Source organism: Gimesia aquarii, assembly GCF_007748175.1.
In the GTDB taxonomy this organism is placed as follows: domain Bacteria; phylum Planctomycetota; class Planctomycetia; order Planctomycetales; family Planctomycetaceae; genus Gimesia; species Gimesia aquarii_A.
In genome coordinates this window covers 2,878,104-2,902,573 of sequence record NZ_CP037422.1, presented here as the reverse complement: position 1 = coordinate 2,902,573, position 24,470 = coordinate 2,878,104, and the positions used below count along the sequence as shown (strand labels likewise).

Sequence of the window (24,470 nt, the reverse complement as noted above, 5' to 3'; positions counted from 1 at the left end):
GAACAGAATGAATATAGAGTTAAATAACTAGTCCCATTGAAATTGAGTACTGAGTCGCAATGAGTAGAGAATTTCAGTTTAATCCCACAAATGTCAACACGATTTTAGATGAGTCCTGGCGACAACTGAAAGAGGCCGCAGAGAGCGAGACACATCCCTGGCGGCTGGGTAATTTAGCGACCCTATCAGAAGATCGGCCACGGGTTCGCTCTGTGGTTCTGCGTGACGTTCAGACGGAAGCACGGGAACTAATTTGTTATACCGATCAACGGTCTGATAAAGTGAACGAGATCAAAGCGTCTCCCCGGGTCGAGTGGATGGCATACGACTCGGTGACGCGCGTGCAAATCCGGTTAAGAGGCGTCGCTTCAATTCATACCAATGATGCCCGCTCTGAACAACATTGGCGTGAGAGCAGCCCTGAGCATCGTCGTGGATATATTACAATTTCCGCACCAGGAACGAAAGTGGAAAGTGCCGTTCCTAACCTTCCCGATTATCTCTTCGACAGGTTGCCGAACGACGAAGAAGCGCAACTGGGATATGAAAATTTTGCGGTCATCGTTTGCCGGATTGATTATCTTGACTGGTTACAACTAAGACGAAACGGCCATCTCGCGGCACAGTTTTTATGGACTGACAAATGGGAAGGTCATTGGAAATATGCTTGAACGCTGATAGCCTGAAGTGAGCTCAATTTGATTTTCCAACGTATTCGGCGAAAGGAGTTTTGATGATGGCATGGCAACGCTGGGTTACTGTCGGAATCATCTTGTGCATTTTACTTTTGGTGTTCGCCTTACTCATGCCGGCCATTTATCATGGCAGAGAAGCTGCCCGTAGGTCGACTTCAAAAAATAATTTGAAGCAAATTGGATTAGCACTCCATAACTACCAGGAGGCATATCGATGTCTGCCAATGGGTGGAGGGATTCGTGAGGACGATGTTGCGATGAATGGCTGGCTTACGATGATCATGCCGTTTACGGATGCCAGCCCTGATTATAATAGTCTGGATTTAGATGAACCTTGGGATAGTCCAGCTAATGTTGAAGTCTTTCAAAGAGTTCGCCCTGTTTTTCTGAACCCAAGCGTGCCAGAACTTTTCACAAGCACTGGCTTTGGATTAACTCATTATTTGGGAAATCCAAATTTGTTCTATCAAAACAGTTCTGTTCAATTTGACCAAATGCAGAATGGTCTCGCTCACACTTGGATGGCAGGAGAAGTCGCAGGAAACTATCAGCCCTGGAGCTACCCTTTTAATTGGCGTGCACTAGGTGCCAAACTCTGCGATGGCCCTGACAGTTATGGCTGTCTTCCCTGGAGTGGAGGGCATTTACTATTTGCTGATGGCAGTGTTTCTTTTTTTTCAAACAAAACATCTTCCAAAATTTTGAAACGCTTTGCGGATGCACCACCTATCGCGACAAAGGAACAAATTGAAGCGCCCTCAAAAATCTTTCAAACAGGTCTGTACCATTGGAGTCGCATTGATTTGCAGACAAATCCTCAAAGCAGAATCAAATATTTTGTAAATGTGCTACGAAATGAAGCCGGTGCAGCGTTGGTAATACGTATTTTTACTTATGAAAAATTCGAATTGACTGAAGCAGAAAAAAAGGAGCCTAGAGCGTTGGAATTTAGTCTTCCTGAATTATTATTACAAATCGATTCCACCACAGACATTCGCAAAGCATTAGAATCAACTTCGCTGTTCAAAACAGCTTCTCCTGAACAATTTCAAGCGAATGTCAAAACGCTTAAAGCACTTCAGAAACAGTTACAGTAAGACTGCCCTTCTGAAAAAAAGGAAATAAGAATCTCAGCAATCGACAATTCTGTTACAATGCAGGGTGACACATCTGCATAGAAACGAACACTGAACTAGTTCCAGGGTGTAGTAATCGTTTTCAAATCGTCACTTCTGACTGTAGGCGGGGGGATGGACATGAAATGGCAACGTTGGATTACGATTGGAATCATCTTAGGTATTTTACTTTTGATGTTTGGCTTACTCATGCCGGCGGTTTATCGGGCTAGAGTAGATGCACGCAAGATGACCTCAAAAAATAATCTGAAGCAAATTTGGCTGGCTCTCTCTAACTACCATGATACACATAGGTGTTTGCCACCTGGAGGCGTCATACGCGAGGATGGCACCGCTATGAATGGTTGGTTTATGATGCTGATGCCTTATCTTGATTCTAATCCCTTCTCTACTTGGATTAATTATAACAAATCTTGGAACAGTCCAGACAATTTACCAGTCTATGAAATTTCAACTTATATATTTAGGATTCCTGGTGAGGAACTGAGTCTTACCAATTCAGGTTATGGTTTGACAAATTATTTGGGCAATCCTAATTTGTTCAATCGAAATAGTTGCGTTTCCTTGAAACAGATGAAGAACGGAACTACTCATACTTGGATGGCGGGAGAAGTTGCAGGAAATTATCAGCCATGGGGTTATCCATTTAACTGGCGGCCCTTGGGAACTAAACTCTGTACGGGACCGGATGCTTTCGGATACCCAGCTTGGAACGGTGGTCATCTACTCATGGCTGATGGCAGAGTTTCTTTCTTTTCACAGGATACTTCTCCTGAAATCTTCAAACGTTTTTCCGAAGCACCTCCTGTCGCCACGGAAGAACAAACTGCGCGACCCTCGAAAGTATTTCAGATAGGTGATTTTCATTGGGAACGTGTTGATCTGCAAGCTGATGCCAAAGGTAAGAATAAATATCTCGTAGAAATCTTACGCAGCTCTGTAGGAACACCGCTGGCTATCTATTTGTACTACGCTGAAAATCGCACATCTCGGTATGCTGATACTCTCCATTATTTGTTACAGATTGATGCCACAACAGACATTGCAAAAGCATTAGAGTCAACAACTCTGTCCAAAGCAGCAACGCCTGAACAATTTCAAGCGAATGTGAAAACACTGCAAGCGATTCAGAAACAATTACAGTAAAAGTTTTCTACTCGAAATATCGCAAATTAAAACGGGTATGCTTATGAGATGGCAAAGTTTGTTTAGGTTCTCAATTATTCCGTGTTTGTTACTTTTATCAGTTGCTTTACTCATGCCATATGTTAATCAAGCCAGACTAGCTGCCCGCAAATCTACATCAAAAAATAACATGAAACAAATCGGGCTCGCACTCCATAACTACCATGAAACACATGGATTTTTGCCGCCCGGAGGTGTTATACGTGAGGATGGCACCGCCATGAATGGTTGGCTCACGATGATCAGGCCCTATATGGATGCGAGTCCTGATTACAACAGGCTCGATTTGAATGAATCGTGGGAGAGTCCTCGTAATGTTGATATCTTTGAAATAGCCCTGCCTTATTACTTGAATCCAAATGTAAGAGAAAATTATACAACGACTGGTTATGGACTAACCCATTATTTGGGGAACCCTAATTTGTTATACCGAAATAGTTCTGTTCAATTTGAACAAATGCAGAATGGTCTTGCCCATACCTGGATGTCGGGTGAGATCGGAGGAAATTATCATCCTTGGAGCTATCCTTTTAATTGGCGATCACTAGGCGTAAAGCTATGTGTGGGACCAGAGAGTTTTGGAGAACCTGACTGGAAGGGCGGGCAACTACTCATGGCGGATGGTCGTGTTTCTTTCTTTTCAGAAGAAACATCGCCTGAAATATTAAGACGCCTCGCTAACGCCCCACCAGTTGCTACGAAAACGCAAACAGCGGCACCTCAAATAATCTTTGAAACATGCGTTTCTTACTAGAGACATATCGATATGAAGTCTGATCCACATAGTAAGTAACGCCAGTTTGCGAATGTTCTAAGAAGGCGCAGCACTAGATGTGCTTGTTTTTGCTTTTGAAGCAAACGAAAGAAGAGAAAGTAATGGATCATACAATTCCGTGTATGATTTTAAAAATAGATTCTACCACAGACTTCGCAAAGCATTCGAATCAACTTCGATGTTCAAAACAGCCTCTGCTGAACGATTTCAAGCGAACGTCAAAACGCTAGAAGCGATTCAGGGGCAACTGGAGTAACGCTTATCACTTACATGTGAGATTGTCAGTACAGTGTTATTTTTGATAAATTTCGCTCGATTTTCTACTTCTTGAATCGAAAATCGGAATTTCTTTATACTGAACCATGTCCCAGCCGGGGGATCAGCTTGACGCATAAATACAGGGGCAATATACTCGCGCTTGGACTTATTTATCTCGTTGTGAGTGAATAAGTTTTGAACGATTTCATATTAACTGCGAGAGACTCTCATGAAGAGCGAACATAGACACGAACTGCAAACGAACGACCTCGGTAAATTAATGGCTCAGGCAGAGCCATTTATGGAAAAGTATGGAATGAAAATCGCCGTGGCTGTGGGTGCTGTTCTCGTGTTGATCATCGGATACTTTGCCTGGTCTGCCAGTGCGACTTCCCAAAATGCAGAAGGTTGGACCCGTTTAGCCGCCTGTGCATCAACGGCAGATTATGAAAACGTGGCCGAAGATTTTGCCGGAACAGAAGTCGCAGAATGGGCTCTGGTTAATGCGGCTGAAAGTCACCTGCAATCCGGGATTCGAAATATGTTTACGGACCGAAAGGCCGGTAACCGAGAGTTGGAAGATGCAAAAGAGCAATTTCAGCAACTGTTGGACTCGTCTTCCACAATACCCGCCATTCGTGAAAGGGCTCTCTTTGGACTGGCCAGGACGGAGGAATCTACGTCGGACGGTGACCTCAAAAATGCAACCGAACTTTATAAAAAGTTGATCCAGGAATTTCCTGATTCCATCTTCCGAAAATTGGCTGAGCAACGCGTCAAGCCGGTTAAAGGTGAAAAAGTAGCCGTGTTGGAGAATGAGAATACTCAGAAATTTTATAAATGGTTTCATGCACAAGATCCTAAACCCGGAGATCGACAGAGACCCGGCTTTAATTTGCCGATGCCTGGTACGAATCCTGGAAGTGGCGGGAATGCCAAGAAGGATTCTTCCGGATTGCCGAAGCTACCTCCTCTGAATATTCCCGGGCTGCCTGAGCCTCTGACTTCAGGATCGGATGATAAAAAATCACCGGACTCAACGACGCCTGCGAAAGAAGAACCTGAGTCTGCTGACAAACCGGCTACTCCTAAGGACACTGACAAACCAGCAGAGTCTTCACAAGAGAAGCCGAAGTCGGAACCAGCGACTGAAAAGAAACCATGATGTCTGACGAAGTTTCGTCACCTCCTGAACTCTCGAGTGAGCCGATTGAAATTACAGTTGAGGCACGCGCTCATGGTTGGCGGATAGACCACTATCTAAGTCGCCTGTATCCGAATTACACACGCGTCTTATTTCAGAAAGCTATCAAACAGGAGGCCGTTCTCGTCAATGGCTTACCTGTGAAAGCAGCCCGGCGGATGCGCGTCAATGATCGTGTTTCAATCCGCTTGCCAGAAATGCCCGATAATCAGTTGCCACCGGAAGATATTCCTCTCGACATCATCTATGAAGATGAAGCGATTGCCGTCATCAATAAACCGTCTGATATGATTGTGCATCCGGGAAAAGGGAATTATGCGGGGACGTTGGCGGGAGCACTGCAACACCATTTCGATCAGTTAAGTGATGTTGCCGGTCAGTTTCGTCCAGGAATTGTCCATCGGCTGGATCGGAATACCAGTGGTTTGCTGGTGGTTGCGAAAGACAATCAGGTACATGCACGATTGAGTGCACAATTTGAGAAACGCGAAGTACAGAAGGAATACCGGGCAATCGTCTGGGGGCGCCTCGAATTTGACAGCGATTTCATTGAGACCTTTATGTGTGTGCATCCACGTCACCGGGAAAAGATGATTGTTTGTGACGAGGGTGGTAATGCCCGTGATGCGTTTACGTATTATGAAACCATCAGGCGTTACAAAGCGTTTTCTCATGTCCGGCTGAAACCACGTACTGGCCGCACGCATCAATTGCGAGTTCATATGCAACATATTGGCCACTCAATTGTTGCCGACCGTGTCTATGGAGGCCGCACTGCTTTAAAAATCAATGACCTGAATGTCCATGCTGAAATTGATGCAGAAGCAGGTGAAAACGATCTATTAATCAGCCGCCAGGCGCTGCATGCATTTTGTTTGGAATTTAACCACCCTCAGAGTGGAAAACCAATGACGTTTGAGGCACCATTACCTGAAGACATGGAACTTACACTCGCTGCGTTAGACCAATACCAGAAGGACGAATGAAGATGAAACTCGCTAAAGTTTTATTGTCAAGCGGAGAACGGCACGTTGCCATCGTGGAAGAGAATCAGGTTCGACTTCTGGATCTCACTCAGGTTGAAAACTGCCATCGACTATCGGACATTTTGTATGCTCCTGATCCTGCAGGGCTCGCAAATTTTCTGATCGACACCGAGTTACCTCCAGTGCCATTTAACCAACTGGAATTTCTGGCTCCCCTTGATCATCAGGAAGTCTGGGCCGCTGGGGTGACGTATAAACGCAGTCAGGTAGCACGAATGGAAGAATCGGAAGCTGCTGCTTCACACTACGATCAGGTTTACACAGCAGATCGCCCCGAACTCTTTTTCAAAGCGACTCCCAGCCGCGTCTGCGGACCGAATCAACCGGTGCGTGTGCGTTATGATAGCCAATGGTCCGTACCAGAACCCGAGTTAGCTTTGGTGGTCTCACCCGATTTAAGGCTGGTGGGCTATACCATCGGCAACGACATGTCTGCCAGAGATATCGAAGGAGAAAACCCGCTTTATCTTCCCCAGGCAAAACTCTACAAACAGTGTTGCGGGCTTGGTCCATGTATCTTGTTGCATGAGAAGCCTTTACCACGCGAGGAAACCAAAATCACACTCGTCATTGAACGCGGTGGGGAAGAAGTGTTTCAGGGTACTACTTCCATTGAGGAAATGGCCCGGGGACTTGAAGATTTGATTGAATGGCTAGGCAAAGAAAATGAGTTTCCTCTAGGTGCGATTTTATTAACTGGGACCGGGATTGTACCCCCAGATGAATTCACTCTTGAAGACCGTGACATTGTTTCTATCGAAATCAACGGGATTGGAACCCTCATCAATCCCATCGTGAAAGAGGCAAGTCCCTAGTTTGCAAAACGGCTTCAATTTCAGCTAGCTTGGGTAGTGCATCTCGATTTCCCAGCCGCTCGCATTTGAGTGCCGCCGTGATACAGGCAAACTTCAAGGTACGATCCAGGGGCCATGCTTCCAAGATGCCATAGATCAAAGCACCGGAGAATACATCTCCCGCACCGGTTGTATCGAGTGAGAGAACCGGCAGTGCTGCACTGTGTAAGCATACTTCGTTTGTGAAGAGCCACGCACCTTGAGTACCATCGGTAATGGTGACTAGTTCTGGTCCCTGTTCGAGAAGTGCTCTCCCCCCTGTGTGAATATCATCGGTTTGCAGATACTCAGTCAGAAATCGCCGGGGGCAATTCATAACGTTCAAATAAGGAATCAGCTGTTCCATGCCTGGCTTTAAAGAACCTGCATCCAGACAAACTTTGACGCCTGCCTGCCTTGCTATCTTCGCGGCAGCGAAGCAGGTTTTTTCTGGCCAACCATCCAGATGGATTGCTTTGGCCCGTTGGATGAGCTTTAGATCCAGCTCATCTGGTTGTAGACAGGACTGGGGGCGATAGCAGGCAATTGTGCGTGTTCCCGCCTGTTCGTCAATCCAGACTTGTGCATAACCCGAGCGGGTTCCTGCTAACATCCGACTGGCTTCCAAATTGAGATTTTCCGTGGCCAGATCTTGCTCGATGAGAGGGCCATATTGATCATCACCCCAACTGCCTATGAAGGCACACGCTTTTCCGAAGCGTGATAACAGAACCTGTGCCGTTGGTACAGGACCACCTATCTGATAGGCGTCGCTGATAATATTTGTTTTGGCATCCTGCTCGGGATGTTGAGATAAAAGAACCAGGTGATCGACGACAACGGTACCCACCCCGACAACATCATGCTTCATAAAATCGACTCTTAATTTCGAGTAATACCAGGGATTACTTTAGAGCTTCTTTTCCCAGAACAGTGCCCGCCCCATTTGAGGGTCGAGTTCGTAGCCAGAGAATCCGAATTTCGAATAAGCGGCTTGAGCAACCTGATTTCCTTCTAAAACTTCCAAAGTCAGTTTACAGCATCCGCGCGCTTTGGCAATGTCTTCGACTCGTTCAAATAGTCGTCTTGATACACCTTGTCCTCGGAATGTCGCTGCCACAAAAACATCATGGATATTCATGAGCGGTTTACAGGAAAATGTCGAAAAGCCTTCCATACAAATTACCAGTCCAACAGGCTCTTCGTCTTCAAATGCTAATACCACGACCGCTTCAGGCCGTTTTTGCAATGCGTTGGCAAGATTTTCCTGTACCTCATCGGGTAGTGGTTTGCCGCCTCCTTCAGGACTACTGGCATAACTGTTTAACAAAAAAACGACCGCATGGGCATGTTGTGCGTTTGTCAGATCTGCTTCGAATAGTTCCATCAGCTTGTCTTTATGCTTGAATCAGGGAAATTTGTGTGTGTGAGATCAAAATTCTGGTCTGAAAGTGTTATTTTAGTCAGAGAATTAGAAATAAGGGAGTCACTCGTTCCAAAGACAGTCAAAGTCGCTTTTATTTCTGCACGCACACATAAATTAAATTTGAGTTTAAACTGAAAATCGATCAATGAAAATTCTGCCTGTCCTGGACATTCTCAATCAAACGGTTGTTCGCGGGGTTGCTGGCCAACGTGATAATTATCAGTCGATTCAAAGTCGTTTGACAGAGTCCAATCAGCCCCTTGATATCGCTCGCGCCTTACGAGACGAATTCCAAATCTCAGAGTTCTATGTTGCTGACCTGGATGCAATCGTTCATGGTAAACTCAATTTGGATCTTTATCAGAATTTGCTTGATAATGAGTTCACATTTCTGCTGGACTGCGGCCTGCGATATGCCGCTGATAGCCAACCGCTCACTTCTCTACCGGGAATTTCGGTTGTGGCTGGTTTGGAAACTTTGGCCGGGCCTCAAGAGTTGGGACAATTGGTCGAGCAGTGGGGTTCGCAGCAGACTGCCTTTAGTCTCGATCTCAAACAGGGACAGCCCCTTGTTAGCGATGTGCCTCATAACGAATATGCATTGATCAAAGATCCGTTGAAAATCGCAGAGTTGAGTCTCAGTCAGGGAATTCAGCAGATGATCTTGTTGGATCTGGCACAAGTTGGCACGGGGAAGGGGACGGGAACAGAAGAGCTCTGCTACACAGTACGCAGTCGCTACCCGGAATTGCGATTGATTACCGGTGGGGGGATTCAAAACTGTAACGATCTCATGGCGCAGGCCAAACTTGGCGCGGATGCGGTTCTGGTTGCGTCTGCGCTACACGATGGTCGAATCGACAGAGAAGCAGTTCTTTCACTGATTTAATGAATCCCTATTTCAGTAAATCAGGGAGTGCTTTTTTGAGATCAGATACTGTCGCACTTCGGTTAACAACCTTACCAGATTTATCGACCAGGAACATTGTTGGCAGGGAGATGACTCCAAAGTCACGCGCGGGAGCACTTTCCAGTCCCCCCTGTTCATGAATCTGAGCCCAGGTAATTTTGTGCTGTTTGATGTAGGCTTCCGCCAGATCTGACGTCGCATCGAGATTAATTCCCAATACATCAAAGCCCTGGCTATGGTATTTTTTATAAAGTTCTTGAATCTGTGGCAGATCTTCTGTGCATGGTTTACACCAACTCGACCAGAAGATGACCAGCAGTGCTTTGCCTCGATATTGCTTGGCATTAATGCTACCGCCTGCCAGAGAGGTTCCCGCTAATTCGAGTTCTTTGCCAGCCAGGTTCATTCGACGCAGTGCTCCTGCGCCCCGTGTACCTGCCTCCGAACTGCCATGATTTTCTACCAGTTTGGTATACCACTTTTTAGATTCAGCGACTTTCCCACTGAATTCCTGTGTGACTGCCAATTGTAGCATGGCTTCTGCTGAATCATCCGAGTTCGGATACTTCTTGATAAAGTTTTCTAACTGAGTCAGCCACCAACCTTGCACATCGCGGAGTTTGTCACTTTGTGTTGATTGCAATTGCGAACTGTAATCAGCCAGCAAAGTACGGTATGTAACATAAGCGACCAGATCCTGGTCCTGTGAATTTTTCTGTAGCTCGTCTCTGATTTTCTGTAACTGTTTTAAACCATCTCGATAACCAACGGTCTGGACGGCTGCCGCTAATCCATCGACCATCTGCCGGATCCATTGTGCTCGTTCGTCCTCATTTTTGGCAGCGGCAATCAGCTTCTCAATGATTACAACTCGATCCGCGTTGTATTTTGCAATTGCTTTGGGACCTTTGTCTGGTGTGGGACTGTTTTGGTCCAGTTTCTGTAGTTGATCCAATAAGGATTGCATTTCTTTGGAGAGACCGACTGTTGTATTGGTGGGCAGAGCAGCATTCCCGGCGACAGGTTGCATCAAGACTCCCCCTTCGGTGACCTGCATCGATTCCCCTTCGATTGGCAGGGGAACCTGAGTCAGTCTCCAGTTGTTTCCGACCCGGATCAGCTCGCCAAATTGAATCAAGCCACTTTTTCCCTTGGTATCTACGATGGCCATTACATTTTCAAAGACATGTAAATCTTTATCCGTTTTGATATCGTCGGCAGGGACCAGTCCGGGCATGGAACCATCAAAGCGAACCCAAACCGTATCAGGAGTAATCATTTTGGTTTTGGAAAGCATCGTGGAAAGGCCTTGTTTGGCCCCCTTCACGGATTCACGAATCTTATCTGAAAAAGGGTTTTTAATTCCTGATTGGGCAAGCTCTTCATCAGTAATCATCAGCGTCTGGAATGCACGCGCGTCATTTTTTGCTAAAGCTGCCACTGCGACTCTGGTCACTTCTTCGGCAGAGATCATTTTCCATTCATCAATCTCACCATTTTCATCACTGTCGATGCCCCAGCGAGTTCCTGCCAGATTCATCCAGCGCGAGCTATCTACTTTATTATTAAAGTTCGAATCGATATCGCGGTATACTTCCAGGCCGCGATTAAAATATCGCCATTGATCGACAACATTGTCGCCGTTTGTATCAACGAAACGTCTTAATATCTGCCCGTTCGGACCATAGACAACCCATCCCGAACTCTTTTTGCCTTGCTCGACTTCGACCTTACAACGGCTATAATCCGACTTTGCCGGGATTTCAATTTCGACGTCTTTCTGAATCGGCTTGAATGTTAATGCCAATTCTACAGAAGGGGCATCTGCTGCCGACAACGAGTCGGAAATTGAAATAAGAAGCGCGAACACTGTTAAAAATGAGATTCGACCAATAGACATATCACGAGGCTCCGATTCCGCTGGCACGCATACTTTAAATAACTAAAAACTGACAGAGTCGGGATTTTAGTAGAAAACATAGGAATTGGTCATCATCAATTTTCATGAATCACATGAAACGAATCTGACGTTCAACAATGTCGTCAATTAGTTCATCAAAAGGCCTGCATAACCGACGACACGGGATCGATCTCCTGTAATATCGCCAGATGTAGCATACCCAACTCGCTCTATCTGGTTTAAATTGCCCATTTTTTGCAATGTTTTCATCACGATCACCGCAGGCAGGACTCCACACATAGAAATATGTTGCTCATTCACTATTTTGAGTAGTCCATCAGGATCGAGAGCAACCATCTTCTCTAAGGCCAGTTCATCTAATCGGCGGTTTTCTGCATCCGTTGCAAAGTGGTTCATATCGCTGGAAATCAATAAGAGAGGTGGCTCCTCTAATTCCTGAATGACATCGGCTAAACCTTCAGCAAACTGTTCGCAGCGTTTCAAGTTGCCACCACCAATGGCGATTCCCACAACATGAGCGTCGGGGGCCAGTCGTTTAATCAGTGGTAATTCGACCTCAATCGCATGTTCTTTTTGATGCGCGGCTGCATCCAGTTCCAGACCGGGAATCTTTTCAACCAGCTTTTTAGCCAGATCGGCGTCTGATTTCAGGTTTCCATTCGGCAGTTCCCACACCTGATGTGGGGCTACCGCCCATTCGACTCCTGCACGGGTATGTTTCGGACCAATCACAATAATTGTGGATGGTAATTGAATTCGTTTTAATACATCGGCTGCGATTTTTCCGGAATACATCCAACCCGCGTGCGGGACCATTGCTGCCGTCCAATGTTCTGGCGATTCTGCTTCATGGAACAAATCATTCAGTTGTGCTTCGACAGTACCTGGATCCGCTGGATAAAATGTACCGGCGACGCCGGGTGGCCTGACCTCCGGTCCTAATTCCGCGCGAGGCTGATTGACGACTTGAAAACGAGTTGCAGCCGTCTGCACCGCCAGGCTAAAGACCTGGGTAGATTCCGGTTGAATCAATCCCATCGCCTGCTGTGCTTGTGCTACTGTGAGTGACGCTTCCAATTCGCGATCGAAGAACCAGCCCGTTTTCTGCCCTTCTATCAGCAACAGACTACGATTCTTTGAATCGAAATTCGAGTGATCCATTTTTTCAACATTTCCATGCATCGCCGGATCTGTGGCTAGAACCAGTTTGACCTGAAATTCACCCAGACGCAGATTTTGTTGTGCCACAATTTGAGCCAGTTGTTGGCAGAGTGAGAAGACCGTTGATTGCATCGGAAACGATTGTTTTAGGGTCCATTTCGATAAAACGAGTTCCTCTTCAGAATCCGTTCTTGTGATTAACAGTGCAACTCCCTGAATATTCGCATCGGAAACGGCGGCACAGTAGTAGGAGGGAACCTGGCCCTTCATCAAGGCCTCGATAGTCGATTGTACATATTGAAGATATTGAGCAAATTCGCGAGGGCCTAGAATTTGTTGTGTCGTCGTTTCAACTGGTTCCGGAGCAATTTCTGCTAACTTTGCAGAGCAGGATACTCCTTGATACCGAAATAATCTGGTTCCCTCTTCTTTCCATGAGGTAGGGGGGAGACCCGCTTTAATACAGGTCTGACTCAGGAATTCTTCTGCTTCCCATCCATGATCGATGGGAACACCAGGCAGTAATAAACCACTACGCCCCTGCGCATGAATCTGCAAGCCATGCAGACCAACAGTGACCGCGTCGATACGGTCTGACCCTTGTTCCTGCACTTCTTCCAGTTCGGATAACAGCCAGACTTCCACATCAAGTTGAGATAATTCAGTTGCGGAAATCGGAGGAAAACGGGGGTCATCCTTGGCAGCACGTTCTGCCGCTTGTTGCAACGCCTGTCCCAGTGGTGTTGGTTGTCCAAAATTTCCACAACAGGAACGCAGTTGTCCTTGTCGCTTTAAGCTTACAAAAGCACCGTTGACAACTGTCTGTTCTAATTCACCCAGGAAGATCTCTTCAGACCTGCCGTTCGTTGCAGTGCTCACCACAACGGAAGTTGCTTTCTGTAGCAGTTTCTGCTCATGCTCAGGTGTGAGTTCAATATTCTGGGACGATCTAGGAGCTGACATCGTGGAAGAACCTTTCTGAAGATTCACTTTTTGAGAGTGAGTGTGGGAATTCTTTTTCAAAACCGCTTGGATGTTAACGGGCAGTCGCTTTTGTCCCCAGGTCCCTGGTTGGTCATCAAAGTGACCGGCGATCTGAGTACCACAATAACCACAACGACCTTGATTAATGGCATATTTTCCTAACTGGTACCAGTTGCGTTCGATTAAGGTTTGTTGGCAGTTTGGACAATAGGTGCTCTGTCGGGTGACATCGTTGACATTTCCAGTATAGACATATTTGAGGCCTGTTTTCAGCGCGATCTCTCTGGCACGGACCAGCGTTTCGGGAGGAGTCGATCCTCGATCGAGCATGCGGAAATCGGGATGGAAGGCTGAAAAGTGAAGGGGGACGTCATCGCCAATTTCCTTGAGAATCCAATCACACATTTGTTGAAATTCGTTGTCACCATCGTTGGCCTGGGGAATGACCAGATTCGTAATTTCGAACCAGACATCAGTTTCCTGTTTAAGCCAGCGCAATGTATCCAATACAGGTTGAAGATGAGAAAGGGTGATACGATAGTAAAACTCTTCTGTGAATGCTTTCAAATCGATGTTGGCAGCATCGATATGCTCAAAAAAATCTGCGCGGGCTGTTTCCGTTATATAGCCGGCTGTCACGGCAACGGTTTTAATACCTTTAGCATGACAGGCTTTGGAAGTCTCAATTGCATATTCAGCCCAAATGATGGGGTCGTTGTACGTGAAGGCGACACTCTGGCATCCCAATTCTGATGCCACCTCAGCAATTTCTTCTGGCATAGCGCGGGCACTCAGGCGTTCGATTTCACGCGATTTGGAAATGTCCCAATTCTGGCAGAATTTACAACCCAGATTACAACCAGCTGTCCCAAAGGAAAGTACGCTTGAACCAGGATAAAAATGATTCAGCGGTTTTTTTTCGATCGGGTCGACACAGAACCCGGTACTACGACCATAGGTGGTCAAAGCCATCTTGCCACCAACATTCTGGCGGACGAAACAAAAGCCTCGATCGCCTTCCGCTAACGAACAAGCACGGGGGCATAAATCACAGAGAATTTTCTCACCTGTCTGATGCCACCAGCGCGCAGGATAAAGCCCTTCTTCCATGTCAGGATGTTGTGGTTGAGTCGTTGGGAGAACGGGAAGTTTTTTTTCTGTCATCGCTAAAGCAAAACATAAAACAGGGATAAAAAGAGGGTATTGTGCCCTCAGAGATCAAGATAACCCATCTCCTATGGCGAGGGGCATCAGTTAGTCGAAACATTCTAACTTTGCAGAAATAGAGTTTCAGAATCGGTGATGCATAGTATTGATTCAGTCTACTGAATCTTTCATGGCTATCTTAGCTGATTACTGTGTTTTTCAGCCACAGTCGAGTATCATCAAAGTCGTTTTCTCAACTGGAATGGCTTACATTAGATTATACGAAATTGTCTAAGCGATGTTTACAGACTTTTTTTGGATTTTTATTGCTTTCACCTCTTATCTGGCAGGTTCCATACCCTTCGGTCTGTTAGTAGCGAAATTAGTAACAGACACGGATATTCGCAAAGTGGGTAGCGGCAATATCGGTGCCACTAATGTGGCGCGGACTCTGGGAGCCAAATGGGGAATTTTGGTTCTCGTGTTGGATGCATTAAAGGGGTTATTGCCCGTTTTATTCATTCCATCACTCTTTGTGGCAACAGATTCCTCCGACTTTGACCATGTACGTGTATTAAGCGGAGTCGCTACAATTCTCGGTCATATGTTTCCAGTCTGGCTTGGTTTCCGAGGTGGAAAAGGAGTGGCTACCAGTTTGGGCGTGATCTTGGTGTTAGGACCCTGGTCTACGTTGATTGCTGTGGCTGCTTTTATTTTGACTTTTCTAATTTCGCGGATTGTCGCTCTGAGTTCCCTGATTGCTGCGACCGCATTTGGAATTGCTCAATTCGTTCAACTGGGATCACTTGCGTTTTCATCAGAGAAATGGAGTCTTGCCGTATTCAGTATAGCCGTTCCGGTATTAATTATCGTACGTCACTGGAGCAATCTGAGGCGGATCATGCGGGGCGAAGAAAAGAAGTTTCAATTCGGCAACCAAAAACAGGTAGAAACAAATCTGTCTGATCATGAACCAGGTCAAACAGAATAACGCTTCGTAACCTTATCCAGGATTCTGAACAAGCATCTCGTCCAGTTTCTGCTCTTTTAAGCCAGCCTGATGAGATCATCATGATCAAATCGCTGGCTATGAATTAAATATAATAAGTTTTTGCTTTCGAGATTCCTGCTTCGTACAGGAAGAGTGATTCAAATTAAGATTCGACTCGAATGTTATTCGTAAGTGCGTACTGGTCAATTTCACTTAAAGCAGCATGGGTTGCCAATTGCTTATGGTAAAAAGAGTCTGTGCGTCCAGAAAGTACAACGATTTCCCCAAAAATATCCACTTTTAATGCCTGGACCTGACTTCCAGTTCGTGTGGCAATTGTGTTTTCAATCTTTTGAGAAAGTTTCTTTGCCTTTTGGGCATAGGTCTCTACAGTCATAAGCGATCCTCCTTGAAATTGGTAAATGTACCGACAGACAATCACTTGTGTTCCGGCCAGCGTTAGCAATCTGACTCGTCGTAGTATTCAAGGCGGGTAAATCTGAAGTTGTAGACTCTTGATCAACAAACGACTAACATCGTTCCGCTAGACGCAGAACACAAATCCATTTCATGTTATTCTAATTTTTTAGTGAGAGAGCTTTAAAACTCTTACTCCCGTCACGAAGCAAATCACTTAATTGAGGTTCCTGTCGCTCAAAGAAGAAATTCCTATCTGCTCATTCTATTTTTAATAATGTAAATTTATCGACCAACACCGCGATCGTCAAATAAAAATCACAATGAATGTTTCATTTCGCAAGAAAAACCTAGTTTGTGAACGAGTCTCCTATTACTTGCTCTGTTTTGAATTCCAGATCCAGACCAGCGCATCAGGAAGTACAGCTTTGCCATGTCTACTACTGTGGATACCATGCCCGGTTACAAACCAGTAGTCATATCCACTATATGCGAGCGCCGCGGCCATCCGTTCGTTATTCAGGAACCAGTTACCTAGTTTATTATCGAGATCATTATCCCCGTCTTGTAAAAATACTTTAATGGGCTTGGGAGGGTCTTGTTTGCGAATGAGCCCAGGATAATCATGGGCTGTTTTCCAGGGACCAAATTGATCGAGGGGAACCACGTTCTTCTTACGGGAGGGATAATCTTCAATTCGTCGGAAATCACAGAAGCTTCCCACAAAAGAAATGACCTTCTGAAACAAATCGGTCCGATGCCAGGCAGCGGTGAAGGCGCAGCTTCCGCCCGAAGAAGCACCACAAATTACATGATCTTCTGGTTTTTTGGAGATTTCGTACTGTTTGCGAATCAGAGGTAGCATTTCCTCGTCGAGAAACGTCGCATATTGAGCGGTGCAGGTATCATATTCATTACTTCGGTTCCGAGATTCCTGTTTTCCATTCGGTTGAGCAGGAAAAACTCCGGGATTAATAAATACCGCGATCGAAACCGGAATTTTTTTCGCATGAATTAGGTTATCGAGTACAATTGTCGCATTTCCATCGCCATAACAGTACCCGCGGCCATCTGTGAAAATGATCAATTTGGCAACGTCATTTGATTTTGCATACTGAGCAGGCACATAGACCCACCAGTCCCTGACTGTTCCCGGATAATGTTTGGTGCTTTTGAAAGCTGGCATTTGAATCAGCTTGCCCTGTGGAACTCCTGGCTGGCGGAGGCTTTCGGGTTTCCATTCGTAACTTTCAAAGCCAAATCGATTATACCTTCCCGCAGGTAAGCGGCGGCCGTTAACGCTATATCGGTAATGGGCGGCAGAAAAATTCGGAAATCGTTCCACACGGGCAAAATAACCTGAATCTCCCAAAGCAATCATGGGCCATTGGCGGTGATTTTCCGCATAGATAATCACCTCGGCACTCGGATCTGCTTTCAAAAACCAACCGGCAAATCCACCGCCGTCACTGGTTCGTTGGATTAAGTGGCGATGAGTCCCCTTGGTGAGATCTTTTTCCTTTTGGTAGCGTTTCTGAAAGAAGTCGAGAACCTGTTTCTGATTTTTTTTATTTTTCGGTTCTTTCAGGAGCTTGGAAATCTCTTCGAGATTTTTGGGGGCCGCCAGGGTGAGATTGGCAGTTAAAACTAGCATCAAGCCCCACGATGCGATGTGAATGATTGAGCGACAAGAAGAGAAACACATTTTATAATGCTCCTGAAATAGGGTTTCACTTGGTGGAATGAGTAATCTGAATCAAATAGAGCACCCATGTAGGGAGACTCTTAATGATCCATTACACTTCGATTAAGGTAGATTTGCAATTGACTGTATGCATCTCTCTCAAATCTTTCGATTCATATAAGAAATTCGATTCTGTCCGTTTGGATCGACCATAAATCCAGTTACAATAAATTCAGAATCTGGCAGGAATTATGAGAGAAAGGCCGTTTTGTGACGAACATGCTCGATCCACATCATGCTGTGTATGTTGGCAGTTTTGATCCGCCCACATTGGGGCATCTCGATATTCTTGAGCGCGGTGCCCGAATTTACACAAAAGTCACTGTAGGCATTGGAATCAACCCAGGCAAGAAACCCTTATTCTCACCTGAAGAACGTCAACAGATGCTGAACGAACTTCTTGCGCCTTTACCCAATGTTGAAGTCAAATATTTTCAGGGTTTGGCTGTCAACTTTGTAGAAGAATGCGGCGGTGGGGTGATGCTCAGAGGATTCCGAACTCTGACCGATGTGGAAGCAGAATTTACGATGTCACTGGCGAACCGGACTTTAGCACCGGAAATTGAAACCGTCTTTTTGATGGCTAGTGAAAAATATACTCATATTTCTAGCTCTTTGATCAAACAGATCGCACAACTGGGCGGAGATGTTGCTGAAGAAAAATTAAACGACTTCGTTCCCAAGCTGGTAGTCAGTCCGTTACTGGAAAAATTTAATTCAAACACTTAGAATAAAAATCTGCATCTGCTTTGTTTGTAGATTGAATAAGGAGAACTATCCATGGTAAAAACTGCTTCGACGATGTTGCCATTAGGAACTGAAGCCCCTGAGTTTTCATTGAAAAACGTTGATGGGCAAACTGTGTCCCTCAACGATTATCAGGATTCCAAAGGTTTACTGGTTATTTTTATGTGTAATCATTGCCCTTTTGTCGTTCATCTTCGAGAAGCATTGGCTTCATTTGCTGATGAATATATGACGAAGGGGTTGGGAGTTGTGGGTATCAGCTCCAATGATGTTTCTACGCATCCAGATGATAGCCCGGAAAAAATGGTTGAAGAGGCCGCAGCAGCTGGCTACCACTTCGCCTATTTATATGATCCCACTCAAGAAGTGGCAAAAGCGTACAAAGCTGCTTGTACTCCTGACTTCTTTCTGTTCGATCAGGAGAAAAAACTCGTCTATCGAGGACAGTTTGATGATAGCCGTCCTGGAAATGAGAAACCAATTAGCGGGGCAGATTTACGTGCGGCCTGCGATGCTGTTCTCGCCGGTGCCCCTGTTACTACGGACCAAAAACCCAGTATTGGCTGTAATATTAAATGGCAGGAAGGCAAAGAGCCAGAATATTTTACCGGCCAGCCTGCTGTCTGATTACTGATTTGAATCACGTGACTCAACTCTCTTCATTATTGTGGTGAAGAGAGTTTTTTTATGTCTTGCGCAAACTCCGATCTTTCTGTATTTCTGGATTCTCGCTTGTGATGTGTTTGTCACCTCGTTTACAATTATTTAACATTCTTACTTAAAGTGGCAGATAGCACTGAGCTAATTGGTAGTCGCATTTTCTGCAAAAGTCTTAAATAAAAAATACTGAGGAGTTTTCTTATGAGAAATCTGGTTGTCAGACAGACAAGATTCATTTTGGCTGTGGTTGCTCTCGGATTTCTTGTTTCTTCCTCAACACGACTCAACTCCGCTGAAAAAAAGAATGCGAAACCGCAATCTCTGGCTGATGAACTACCGCGTTTAGAGCCCACGACTGCTAAAAATGCCTTGAAAACTTTTCGATTACAAAATGGTTTTAAAATGGAGTTGCTGGCGGCAGAACCATTGGTGACTGATCCGGTGGCGATGCAGTATGACGAAAATGGTTTGGCATACGTCATCGAGATGAATGATTATCCTTATACGGATAAGTCCAAAGATGAAGCGTGGGCCGAACAGAAATCAGCGGCCATTGGCAAAGTACGCGTGTTGGAAGATGTTGATGGCGACGGCAAATTTGATCGCTCGACGATTTTTGCCGACCAATTATCATGGCCTACCGGACTGGCGTTCTGGAAAGGGGGAGTCTACGTTTCAGCGACTCCTGATATCTGGTACTTCAAAGACACAGACGGTGACCATAAAGCGGATATCAAACGCAAAGTCTTTACCGGATTTCGCAAGTTTAATGTGCAGGCTGTGATGAATAACCTGAAATGGGGCCTGGACCATCAGATCTATGGTGCAGGCGGCAGCAACGGGGGAAGTATTCAAGCCAGTGGGCTGGCGAAAACAAACCCGATTAATATGGGACGGCGTGATTTTCGATTTGATGCCGAAACTGAGACATTTGAAGTCATTTCCGGGGGAGCGCGTTTTGGAAATACATTTGATGACTGGGGAAATCGTTTCATCTGTAACATTCGAAATCCCTTGATGCATATTGTGCTACCCACAAAATATCTGGTTCGTAATCGGTACTTACCGGTGGCTTCTGCTATCAATGACGTTGCCCAAGCCGGCGATACCCTTTCTGTTTTTCGCGTGAGCCCTGCCGAACCCTGGAGAGTCATCAATGCACAACGTCTGGCCTCTGATCCCAATTCACGCTCTCCACGAAGTGAAAAAAATGCGACAGGCTTTGTCACTTCTTCCGCAGGCGCGACGATCTATCGAGGGACCGCATATCCTCAAGAATATTATGGTAACGCATTCATTGGCGAAGTCGCTGGGAATTTAGTAATGCGTTATCGGGTGACACCAGATGGCGTCACATTCAAAGCCAGCCGGGCGCACGACGACGTGGAATTTCTTGCTTCCACTGATAACTGGTTTCGTCCCGTTAACTTTCTGAATGCACCTGATGGTACACTGTATGTGTTAGATATGTATCGAGAAAATATCGAACATCCCTGGTCGATTCCCGATGATATCAAGGCGCATTTAGATTTAACCAGTGGTCGTGATCGAGGTCGCATCTATCGTCTGGTTCCTCCAGAATATCCTGGAAACTATCAAAAACCTCGGCTACCACGCCTTGGTTCGGCAGATATTGAAACACTCGTTACCGAGTTAGAGAATCTGAACGTATGGTGGCGCGACACTGCGCATCGGCTGATTTTTGAACGACAGGATCAGTCGGCCGTACCACCACTCAGAAAGTTGCTGAAGCATAGTTCATCTGCTCTGGCGAGACTCCACGCTCTCTGGTCCCTGCAAGGTTTAAACGCTTTAACTGAGGAAAACTTGCAGAGAGCTTTGAATGACAAAGAACCAGAAATTAGACATGCTGCCATTCGTCTTGCCGAACCAATGTTAAATCAGAATACAAAACTGCGAGACCGTGTCCTGGCCTTGGCTTCAGATAAAGATCCACGAGTTCGCTTTCAAACTGCTTTTACCCTTGGAGAAGTTGATCATCCTCAAGCGGCAAAATCCTTGTATCAAATCGTGCGCCGTGATCATAGTGACTTTTGGATTCGGACCGCTGTGCTGAGTTCTTTGTCTGATTCAACTGCGCCTTTCTTAAAGAATCTATTGGCCGATATAGAGTTTGCTGCCAGCCCTGAAGCACAACCACTCTTAAATCAATTGTCAAATGTCATTGGCACTAGACAGCTGGTACCGGAAGTAAATATGATTCTTGGAATCGTTGCCAGTTATCAATATCCAAATCAAATTCAGCTTACAGAAGAAGTTCAAACGCAAGCCGTCCTGGCGATTGGCCAGGGGTTAAAACGTGGTGGGAAAACACTTCTCAAATTTACTGAAGATGAAAAATCAGATTCAGCGCGACTCATTCGCCATTTGATCGGACAGTCGAAACAGAGAGCCGCTGATCGTGACAAAACTGTTGAGGTACGTCAACAGGCGATTGATTTATTGAGTTGTACCGATTTGACAATGGCAGAAACAACGCTCTTACCACTACTGGATGCACGAGAGCCACAAGCGATTCAAGTCTCTGTTGTCGAAGCGTTAACCAGCTTTACCGATACAAAAGTTGCTGAGCTGTTACTCAAGCGATATCCTTCTCTCACTCCCAATGTGAGAACAGAGATCGTCAATCGGTTATTAAGGAGACAGAACTGGATTTTAAGACTATTTGCTGCAATTTCAGAAAGAACGGTCGCCATCAGTCAGATACCACAGGTGAGACGGACTATTCTTATGAAAAGTACGAATCCCGAGATCAAAAAGCAGGCGGCTCAATTTTTTGCCGGAGACACTCTCAGTCCTCGCAAAGAAATTATTGCACAATATCAACCAGCCCTCTCTTTGCAAAGCGATCTGAACCGAGGAAAAATTGTCTTCAACCGGGATTGTCTCACCTGCCACAAATTGGGGAACGAAGGTTACGAAGTCGGTCCCAATCTGGCCACGATCAAAAACAGGACGGCTCCAGAAATTCTGGTACATGTGCTGGATCCTAACAAAGAAGTTTCACCGAACTATCTCGAATATGTAGTAGTGACCGATTCCGGCTTGATTGAAACCGGTATTATTGTGAATGAGACCCCTTCCAGTATTACGCTCAAAAAAGCAGAAAACAAAAAGATTACGATTTTGCGAAAGAATATCGAAGAGATCAAAAGCTCGGGAAAATCGCTGATGCCAGAGGGATTTGAAAAGAAAATCAAAACGCAGGAAATGGCAGACCTAATTGCATATTTGATGGCGTTGGAAAAATGAGAGTAGGCACTATAGAAAAACGGCTCTGAAGAATGTAAGCAGATTCCTTAGAGCCTGATATTGATGACGTTATTCAGTTTTGATTATTTTGATGTCAGTTCGAAATCAAAGACGTTATCACCTTCTTTAACAATTTCTGTCAGTGTTGTTTTGGTATTGTATTTTGCCGGAATGGTTTCTTTGAATGTGGTGGCTGTCTCTTCTCCTGATTCCTCAGAGTTACCCTCTTGCACAGTCGTGATGCTGATTTTGTGGTTGCCTAATTTGGCTCCTTTAGTGTCACCTACATAAATCATTTCGTATTTGCCTTCGCTATCAGTAGTTCCCATAGAAGAACGCCCTTTCTCCGGACTAAAAATGACCATAGCACCTGGGAGTGCCGTCCCATCCATCGTCACCGTACCAGTTACGGTGCCCAGGTCTGGTTGATCACTTACCTGGCTTCCACCACATCCGGAGCCGACAATACAGATGAGTGTCAAAAGAAAAATCACTCTCATAGTTTCTAATAATTTCATGAAAGTCTCCCTGATGCTTATTTTTTGCTATAAATAAAAAATGATTTCTATTGGCGAATGATGATAAAGACGCAGGAGCGGAAACACAAGTTAGGCTCCCAATTTCGCATATTTTGTTGTAATGAAAACGAAAACGGGACAAGCAGCTAACATAACTGCTTGCCCCATCGAATTGTGTTTAGCTGAGCAAAGAGATAGCCTTAAAACTCACCAACTACATTTCCATCGTCAACGCCGATCAGATATTCGAGGGTACTATCAGCGGGAATTGTTGAGGCATTATGGTCGATATTTTCGCTGAGAAATCGAATGCGTCCATCACCAAACAAGAAGTGTGCACCGCCGACATGTTTACTGCTAAAGGCAATGCGTCCTTGTCCGGTTGAAGCATTGGCATTGATAGGAGCCGCACCCCCTCCAAAAATGGAGATCAACCCCTGATTGGAAGCGGATCCATCCGAGCTGATGGCCGGGCCTGTGGCGTTGAAGTCACGCGCTGCATACATGGCTCCTGCAAACGCTTTTACTGAACCGAGTTTATAGGCTCTTTCTCCAACAAGAATCACGTTGCTGCTACCATCTGTTAAATCACGCAGGCGAACGTCACTGTTCCGAAAAAATGCACCATTGGCTGTATTCGTTGGATTTGTTCCTCGATCTTTCTTCAGACCAAAAGAGTTATTAGATGCAATATAATTCGTTACTGCCAAGCCATATACCGAACCACCTGTTGCCATGATCTGGCGTCCGAGTTCTTCATGAATTCTTGGCCCAGAATCAGAGGGACAACGGAACAGAGGCAGTGTTTGTTGCATGGTGTCACGGATACTGGCCGTATTCAGAACAGTTGAAACGGGTACAGTGCCAACATTGAGTTGATTATAGAGTGGAGTCTGATCAACATACGGTAAGATCATGGCGTTCCAGGCCCAATGCCCTTCATTATCGACAATGACACCGCCATTAGAGGGGAGAATCTCTTCAATATATCCGGGAGGAAACATGCGAAAGGTTTCGTGGTAGTTGTGCAACGCGAGGCCAATTTGTTTTAAATTATTTTTACAGGTGCTTCTGCGGGCGGCTTCTCGTGCTTGTTGAACGGCAGGTAACAATAAGGCAATTAAAATGGCTATGATGGCAATGACTACCAACAGTTCGATCAGGGTAAACCCCCGCCGATCAGCCGAGCGACTTTGGTTCTTCATGGAGTCGTTCCTGTCTTTCTAATTCGAGTTGATTTAAGAAATTTCAAAAAAGGAGGAAATGAGGAAAAAGTTCTCCTAAATAAGCTGTCGTATGCAGAATCAGAGATTTACCTGTTTTTTTTCAGGAAAGTGAAATCTTCTGGAACAGACTGGATGCGAGTGTTCATGTGTTATTGTCTTGTAGAGCTTATTTTCAGACTGTTGAATCCAGGTTGTGAGGTTTTACCTGACTGTC

20 protein-coding genes are annotated in these 24,470 nt (G+C 45.5%); 12 read left to right on the top strand and 8 right to left on the bottom strand.

From position 1 onward, the window contains the following. The first annotated feature begins 59 nt into the window (after window positions 1-59). The 7 genes from V202x_RS11415 to V202x_RS11385 all read left to right on the top strand — a co-directional run bounded on the left by V202x_RS11415 (window position 60) and on the right by V202x_RS11385 (window position 7,114). On the top strand, window positions 60-671 hold the full coding sequence (locus tag V202x_RS11415; RefSeq protein ID WP_145174518.1) for a pyridoxamine 5'-phosphate oxidase family protein: 612 nt from the start codon (window positions 60-62) through the stop codon (window positions 669-671). Between the two features lie 62 nt (window positions 672-733). Then, complete coding sequence (locus V202x_RS11410) at window positions 734-1,792, top strand: DUF1559 domain-containing protein (RefSeq protein WP_145174514.1); 1,059 nt, start codon at window positions 734-736, stop codon at window positions 1,790-1,792. A gap of 159 nt (window positions 1,793-1,951) precedes the next feature. Continuing rightward, the gene (locus V202x_RS11405) at window positions 1,952-2,977 is read left to right on the top strand and encodes a DUF1559 domain-containing protein (RefSeq protein ID WP_197993343.1); all 1,026 of its coding nucleotides are present in this window, start codon (window positions 1,952-1,954) and stop codon (window positions 2,975-2,977) included. A 112-nt stretch (window positions 2,978-3,089) separates the two neighbouring features. Continuing rightward, window positions 3,090-3,770 (top strand): DUF1559 domain-containing protein, encoded by a 681-nt coding sequence (locus tag V202x_RS11400; RefSeq protein WP_197993342.1) that lies wholly within the window; start codon window positions 3,090-3,092, stop codon window positions 3,768-3,770. A gap of 508 nt (window positions 3,771-4,278) precedes the next feature. After that, window positions 4,279-5,214 carry a tetratricopeptide repeat protein gene (locus V202x_RS11395; protein WP_145174505.1) on the top strand — a complete coding sequence of 312 codons (936 nt, stop codon included), beginning with the start codon at window positions 4,279-4,281 and terminating at the stop codon, window positions 5,212-5,214. Next, entirely contained in the window at window positions 5,211-6,239 is a 1,029-nt protein-coding gene (locus V202x_RS11390; RefSeq protein ID WP_232098947.1) for an RluA family pseudouridine synthase, read from the top strand. Before V202x_RS11395 ends, V202x_RS11390 begins: the two co-directional genes overlap by 4 nt. Window positions 6,240-6,241: 2 nt before the next feature. Beyond that, complete coding sequence (locus V202x_RS11385; protein ID WP_145174503.1) at window positions 6,242-7,114, top strand: fumarylacetoacetate hydrolase family protein; 873 nt, start codon at window positions 6,242-6,244, stop codon at window positions 7,112-7,114. On the opposite strand, the gene V202x_RS11380 is transcribed toward V202x_RS11385, so the two are convergent. Together V202x_RS11380 and V202x_RS11375 are read right to left on the bottom strand one after the other, a co-directional pair. Next, window positions 7,083-8,003 (bottom strand): carbohydrate kinase family protein, encoded by a 921-nt coding sequence (locus tag V202x_RS11380; RefSeq protein ID WP_145174500.1) that lies wholly within the window; start codon window positions 8,001-8,003, stop codon window positions 7,083-7,085. The genes V202x_RS11385 and V202x_RS11380 overlap by 32 nt on opposite strands. A 39-nt stretch (window positions 8,004-8,042) precedes the next feature. Beyond that, a complete protein-coding gene (locus V202x_RS11375) occupies window positions 8,043-8,522 on the bottom strand; it encodes a GNAT family N-acetyltransferase (RefSeq protein ID WP_145174497.1) in 480 nt (159 codons plus the stop codon). A gap of 181 nt (window positions 8,523-8,703) precedes the next feature. Here V202x_RS11375 and V202x_RS11370 point away from each other — a divergent pair, with 181 nt between their 5' ends. Beyond that, the gene (locus tag V202x_RS11370) at window positions 8,704-9,447 is read left to right on the top strand and encodes a HisA/HisF-related TIM barrel protein (RefSeq protein WP_145174494.1); all 744 of its coding nucleotides are present in this window, start codon (window positions 8,704-8,706) and stop codon (window positions 9,445-9,447) included. 7 nt (window positions 9,448-9,454) lie between these two features. Here V202x_RS11370 and V202x_RS11365 read toward each other — a convergent pair whose 3' ends face one another. Both V202x_RS11365 and amrS read right to left on the bottom strand, forming a co-directional pair. Next, window positions 9,455-11,368: a redoxin domain-containing protein gene (locus V202x_RS11365; protein WP_145174491.1), complete on the bottom strand. Its 1,914-nt coding sequence runs from the start codon at window positions 11,366-11,368 to the stop codon at window positions 9,455-9,457. A gap of 147 nt (window positions 11,369-11,515) precedes the next feature. Then, complete coding sequence (gene amrS / locus V202x_RS11360) at window positions 11,516-14,698, bottom strand: AmmeMemoRadiSam system radical SAM enzyme (RefSeq protein WP_145174488.1); 3,183 nt, start codon at window positions 14,696-14,698, stop codon at window positions 11,516-11,518. A gap of 280 nt (window positions 14,699-14,978) precedes the next feature. On the opposite strand from amrS, the gene plsY reads away from it, so the two are divergent. Beyond that, window positions 14,979-15,671 carry a glycerol-3-phosphate 1-O-acyltransferase PlsY gene (plsY, locus tag V202x_RS11355; protein ID WP_145174485.1) on the top strand — a complete coding sequence of 231 codons (693 nt, stop codon included), beginning with the start codon at window positions 14,979-14,981 and terminating at the stop codon, window positions 15,669-15,671. Between the two features lie 163 nt (window positions 15,672-15,834). Here plsY and V202x_RS11350 read toward each other — a convergent pair whose 3' ends face one another. Beyond that, window positions 15,835-16,068, bottom strand: a complete 234-nt coding sequence (locus V202x_RS11350; RefSeq protein WP_144989109.1) for a BON domain-containing protein — start codon at window positions 16,066-16,068, stop codon at window positions 15,835-15,837. Between the two features lie 393 nt (window positions 16,069-16,461). Next, window positions 16,462-17,793 (bottom strand): alpha/beta hydrolase, encoded by a 1,332-nt coding sequence (locus V202x_RS11345; protein WP_145174482.1) that lies wholly within the window; start codon window positions 17,791-17,793, stop codon window positions 16,462-16,464. Between the two features lie 258 nt (window positions 17,794-18,051). On the opposite strand from V202x_RS11345, the gene coaD reads away from it, so the two are divergent. The 3 genes from coaD to V202x_RS11330 all read left to right on the top strand — a co-directional run bounded on the left by coaD (window position 18,052) and on the right by V202x_RS11330 (window position 22,512). After that, on the top strand, window positions 18,052-18,561 hold the full coding sequence (gene coaD / locus V202x_RS11340; protein WP_232099004.1) for a pantetheine-phosphate adenylyltransferase: 510 nt from the start codon (window positions 18,052-18,054) through the stop codon (window positions 18,559-18,561). Window positions 18,562-18,612: 51 nt separating this feature from the next. After that, window positions 18,613-19,206: a thioredoxin family protein gene (locus V202x_RS11335; RefSeq protein ID WP_145174476.1), complete on the top strand. Its 594-nt coding sequence runs from the start codon at window positions 18,613-18,615 to the stop codon at window positions 19,204-19,206. A gap of 234 nt (window positions 19,207-19,440) precedes the next feature. After that, window positions 19,441-22,512, top strand: coding sequence for a PVC-type heme-binding CxxCH protein (locus V202x_RS11330; RefSeq protein WP_145174473.1), 3,072 nt, complete (start codon window positions 19,441-19,443; stop codon window positions 22,510-22,512). An 83-nt stretch (window positions 22,513-22,595) separates the two neighbouring features. Here V202x_RS11330 and V202x_RS11325 read toward each other — a convergent pair whose 3' ends face one another. Next, on the bottom strand, window positions 22,596-23,030 hold the full coding sequence (locus tag V202x_RS11325; RefSeq protein ID WP_145174470.1) for a carboxypeptidase regulatory-like domain-containing protein: 435 nt from the start codon (window positions 23,028-23,030) through the stop codon (window positions 22,596-22,598). Window positions 23,031-23,230: 200 nt separating this feature from the next. Beyond that, a complete protein-coding gene (locus V202x_RS11320; RefSeq protein WP_145174467.1) occupies window positions 23,231-24,235 on the bottom strand; it encodes a DUF1559 domain-containing protein in 1,005 nt (334 codons plus the stop codon). Between the last annotated feature and the right edge of the window lie 235 nt (window positions 24,236-24,470).

Coding starts and splice junctions, on each gene's coding strand:
- V202x_RS11415 (WP_145174518.1), top strand. CDS start 60: ATGAGTAGAGAATTTCAGTTTAATCCCACAAATGTCAACACGATTTTA.
- V202x_RS11410 (WP_145174514.1), top strand. CDS start 734: ATGATGGCATGGCAACGCTGGGTTACTGTCGGAATCATCTTGTGCATT.
- V202x_RS11405 (WP_197993343.1), top strand. CDS start 1,952: ATGAAATGGCAACGTTGGATTACGATTGGAATCATCTTAGGTATTTTA.
- V202x_RS11400 (WP_197993342.1), top strand. CDS start 3,090: ATGCCATATGTTAATCAAGCCAGACTAGCTGCCCGCAAATCTACATCA.
- V202x_RS11395 (WP_145174505.1), top strand. CDS start 4,279: ATGAAGAGCGAACATAGACACGAACTGCAAACGAACGACCTCGGTAAA.
- V202x_RS11390 (WP_232098947.1), top strand. CDS start 5,211: ATGATGTCTGACGAAGTTTCGTCACCTCCTGAACTCTCGAGTGAGCCG.
- V202x_RS11385 (WP_145174503.1), top strand. CDS start 6,242: ATGAAACTCGCTAAAGTTTTATTGTCAAGCGGAGAACGGCACGTTGCC.
- V202x_RS11380 (WP_145174500.1), bottom strand. CDS start 8,003: ATGAAGCATGATGTTGTCGGGGTGGGTACCGTTGTCGTCGATCACCTG.
- V202x_RS11370 (WP_145174494.1), top strand. CDS start 8,704: ATGAAAATTCTGCCTGTCCTGGACATTCTCAATCAAACGGTTGTTCGC.
- V202x_RS11365 (WP_145174491.1), bottom strand. CDS start 11,368: ATGTCTATTGGTCGAATCTCATTTTTAACAGTGTTCGCGCTTCTTATT.
- amrS (WP_145174488.1), bottom strand. CDS start 14,698: ATGACAGAAAAAAAACTTCCCGTTCTCCCAACGACTCAACCACAACAT.
- plsY (WP_145174485.1), top strand. CDS start 14,979: ATGTTTACAGACTTTTTTTGGATTTTTATTGCTTTCACCTCTTATCTG.
- V202x_RS11350 (WP_144989109.1), bottom strand. CDS start 16,068: ATGACTGTAGAGACCTATGCCCAAAAGGCAAAGAAACTTTCTCAAAAG.
- V202x_RS11345 (WP_145174482.1), bottom strand. CDS start 17,793: ATGTGTTTCTCTTCTTGTCGCTCAATCATTCACATCGCATCGTGGGGC.
- coaD (WP_232099004.1), top strand. CDS start 18,052: ATGCTCGATCCACATCATGCTGTGTATGTTGGCAGTTTTGATCCGCCC.
- V202x_RS11335 (WP_145174476.1), top strand. CDS start 18,613: ATGGTAAAAACTGCTTCGACGATGTTGCCATTAGGAACTGAAGCCCCT.
- V202x_RS11330 (WP_145174473.1), top strand. CDS start 19,441: ATGAGAAATCTGGTTGTCAGACAGACAAGATTCATTTTGGCTGTGGTT.
- V202x_RS11325 (WP_145174470.1), bottom strand. CDS start 23,030: ATGAAATTATTAGAAACTATGAGAGTGATTTTTCTTTTGACACTCATC.
- V202x_RS11320 (WP_145174467.1), bottom strand. CDS start 24,235: ATGAAGAACCAAAGTCGCTCGGCTGATCGGCGGGGGTTTACCCTGATC.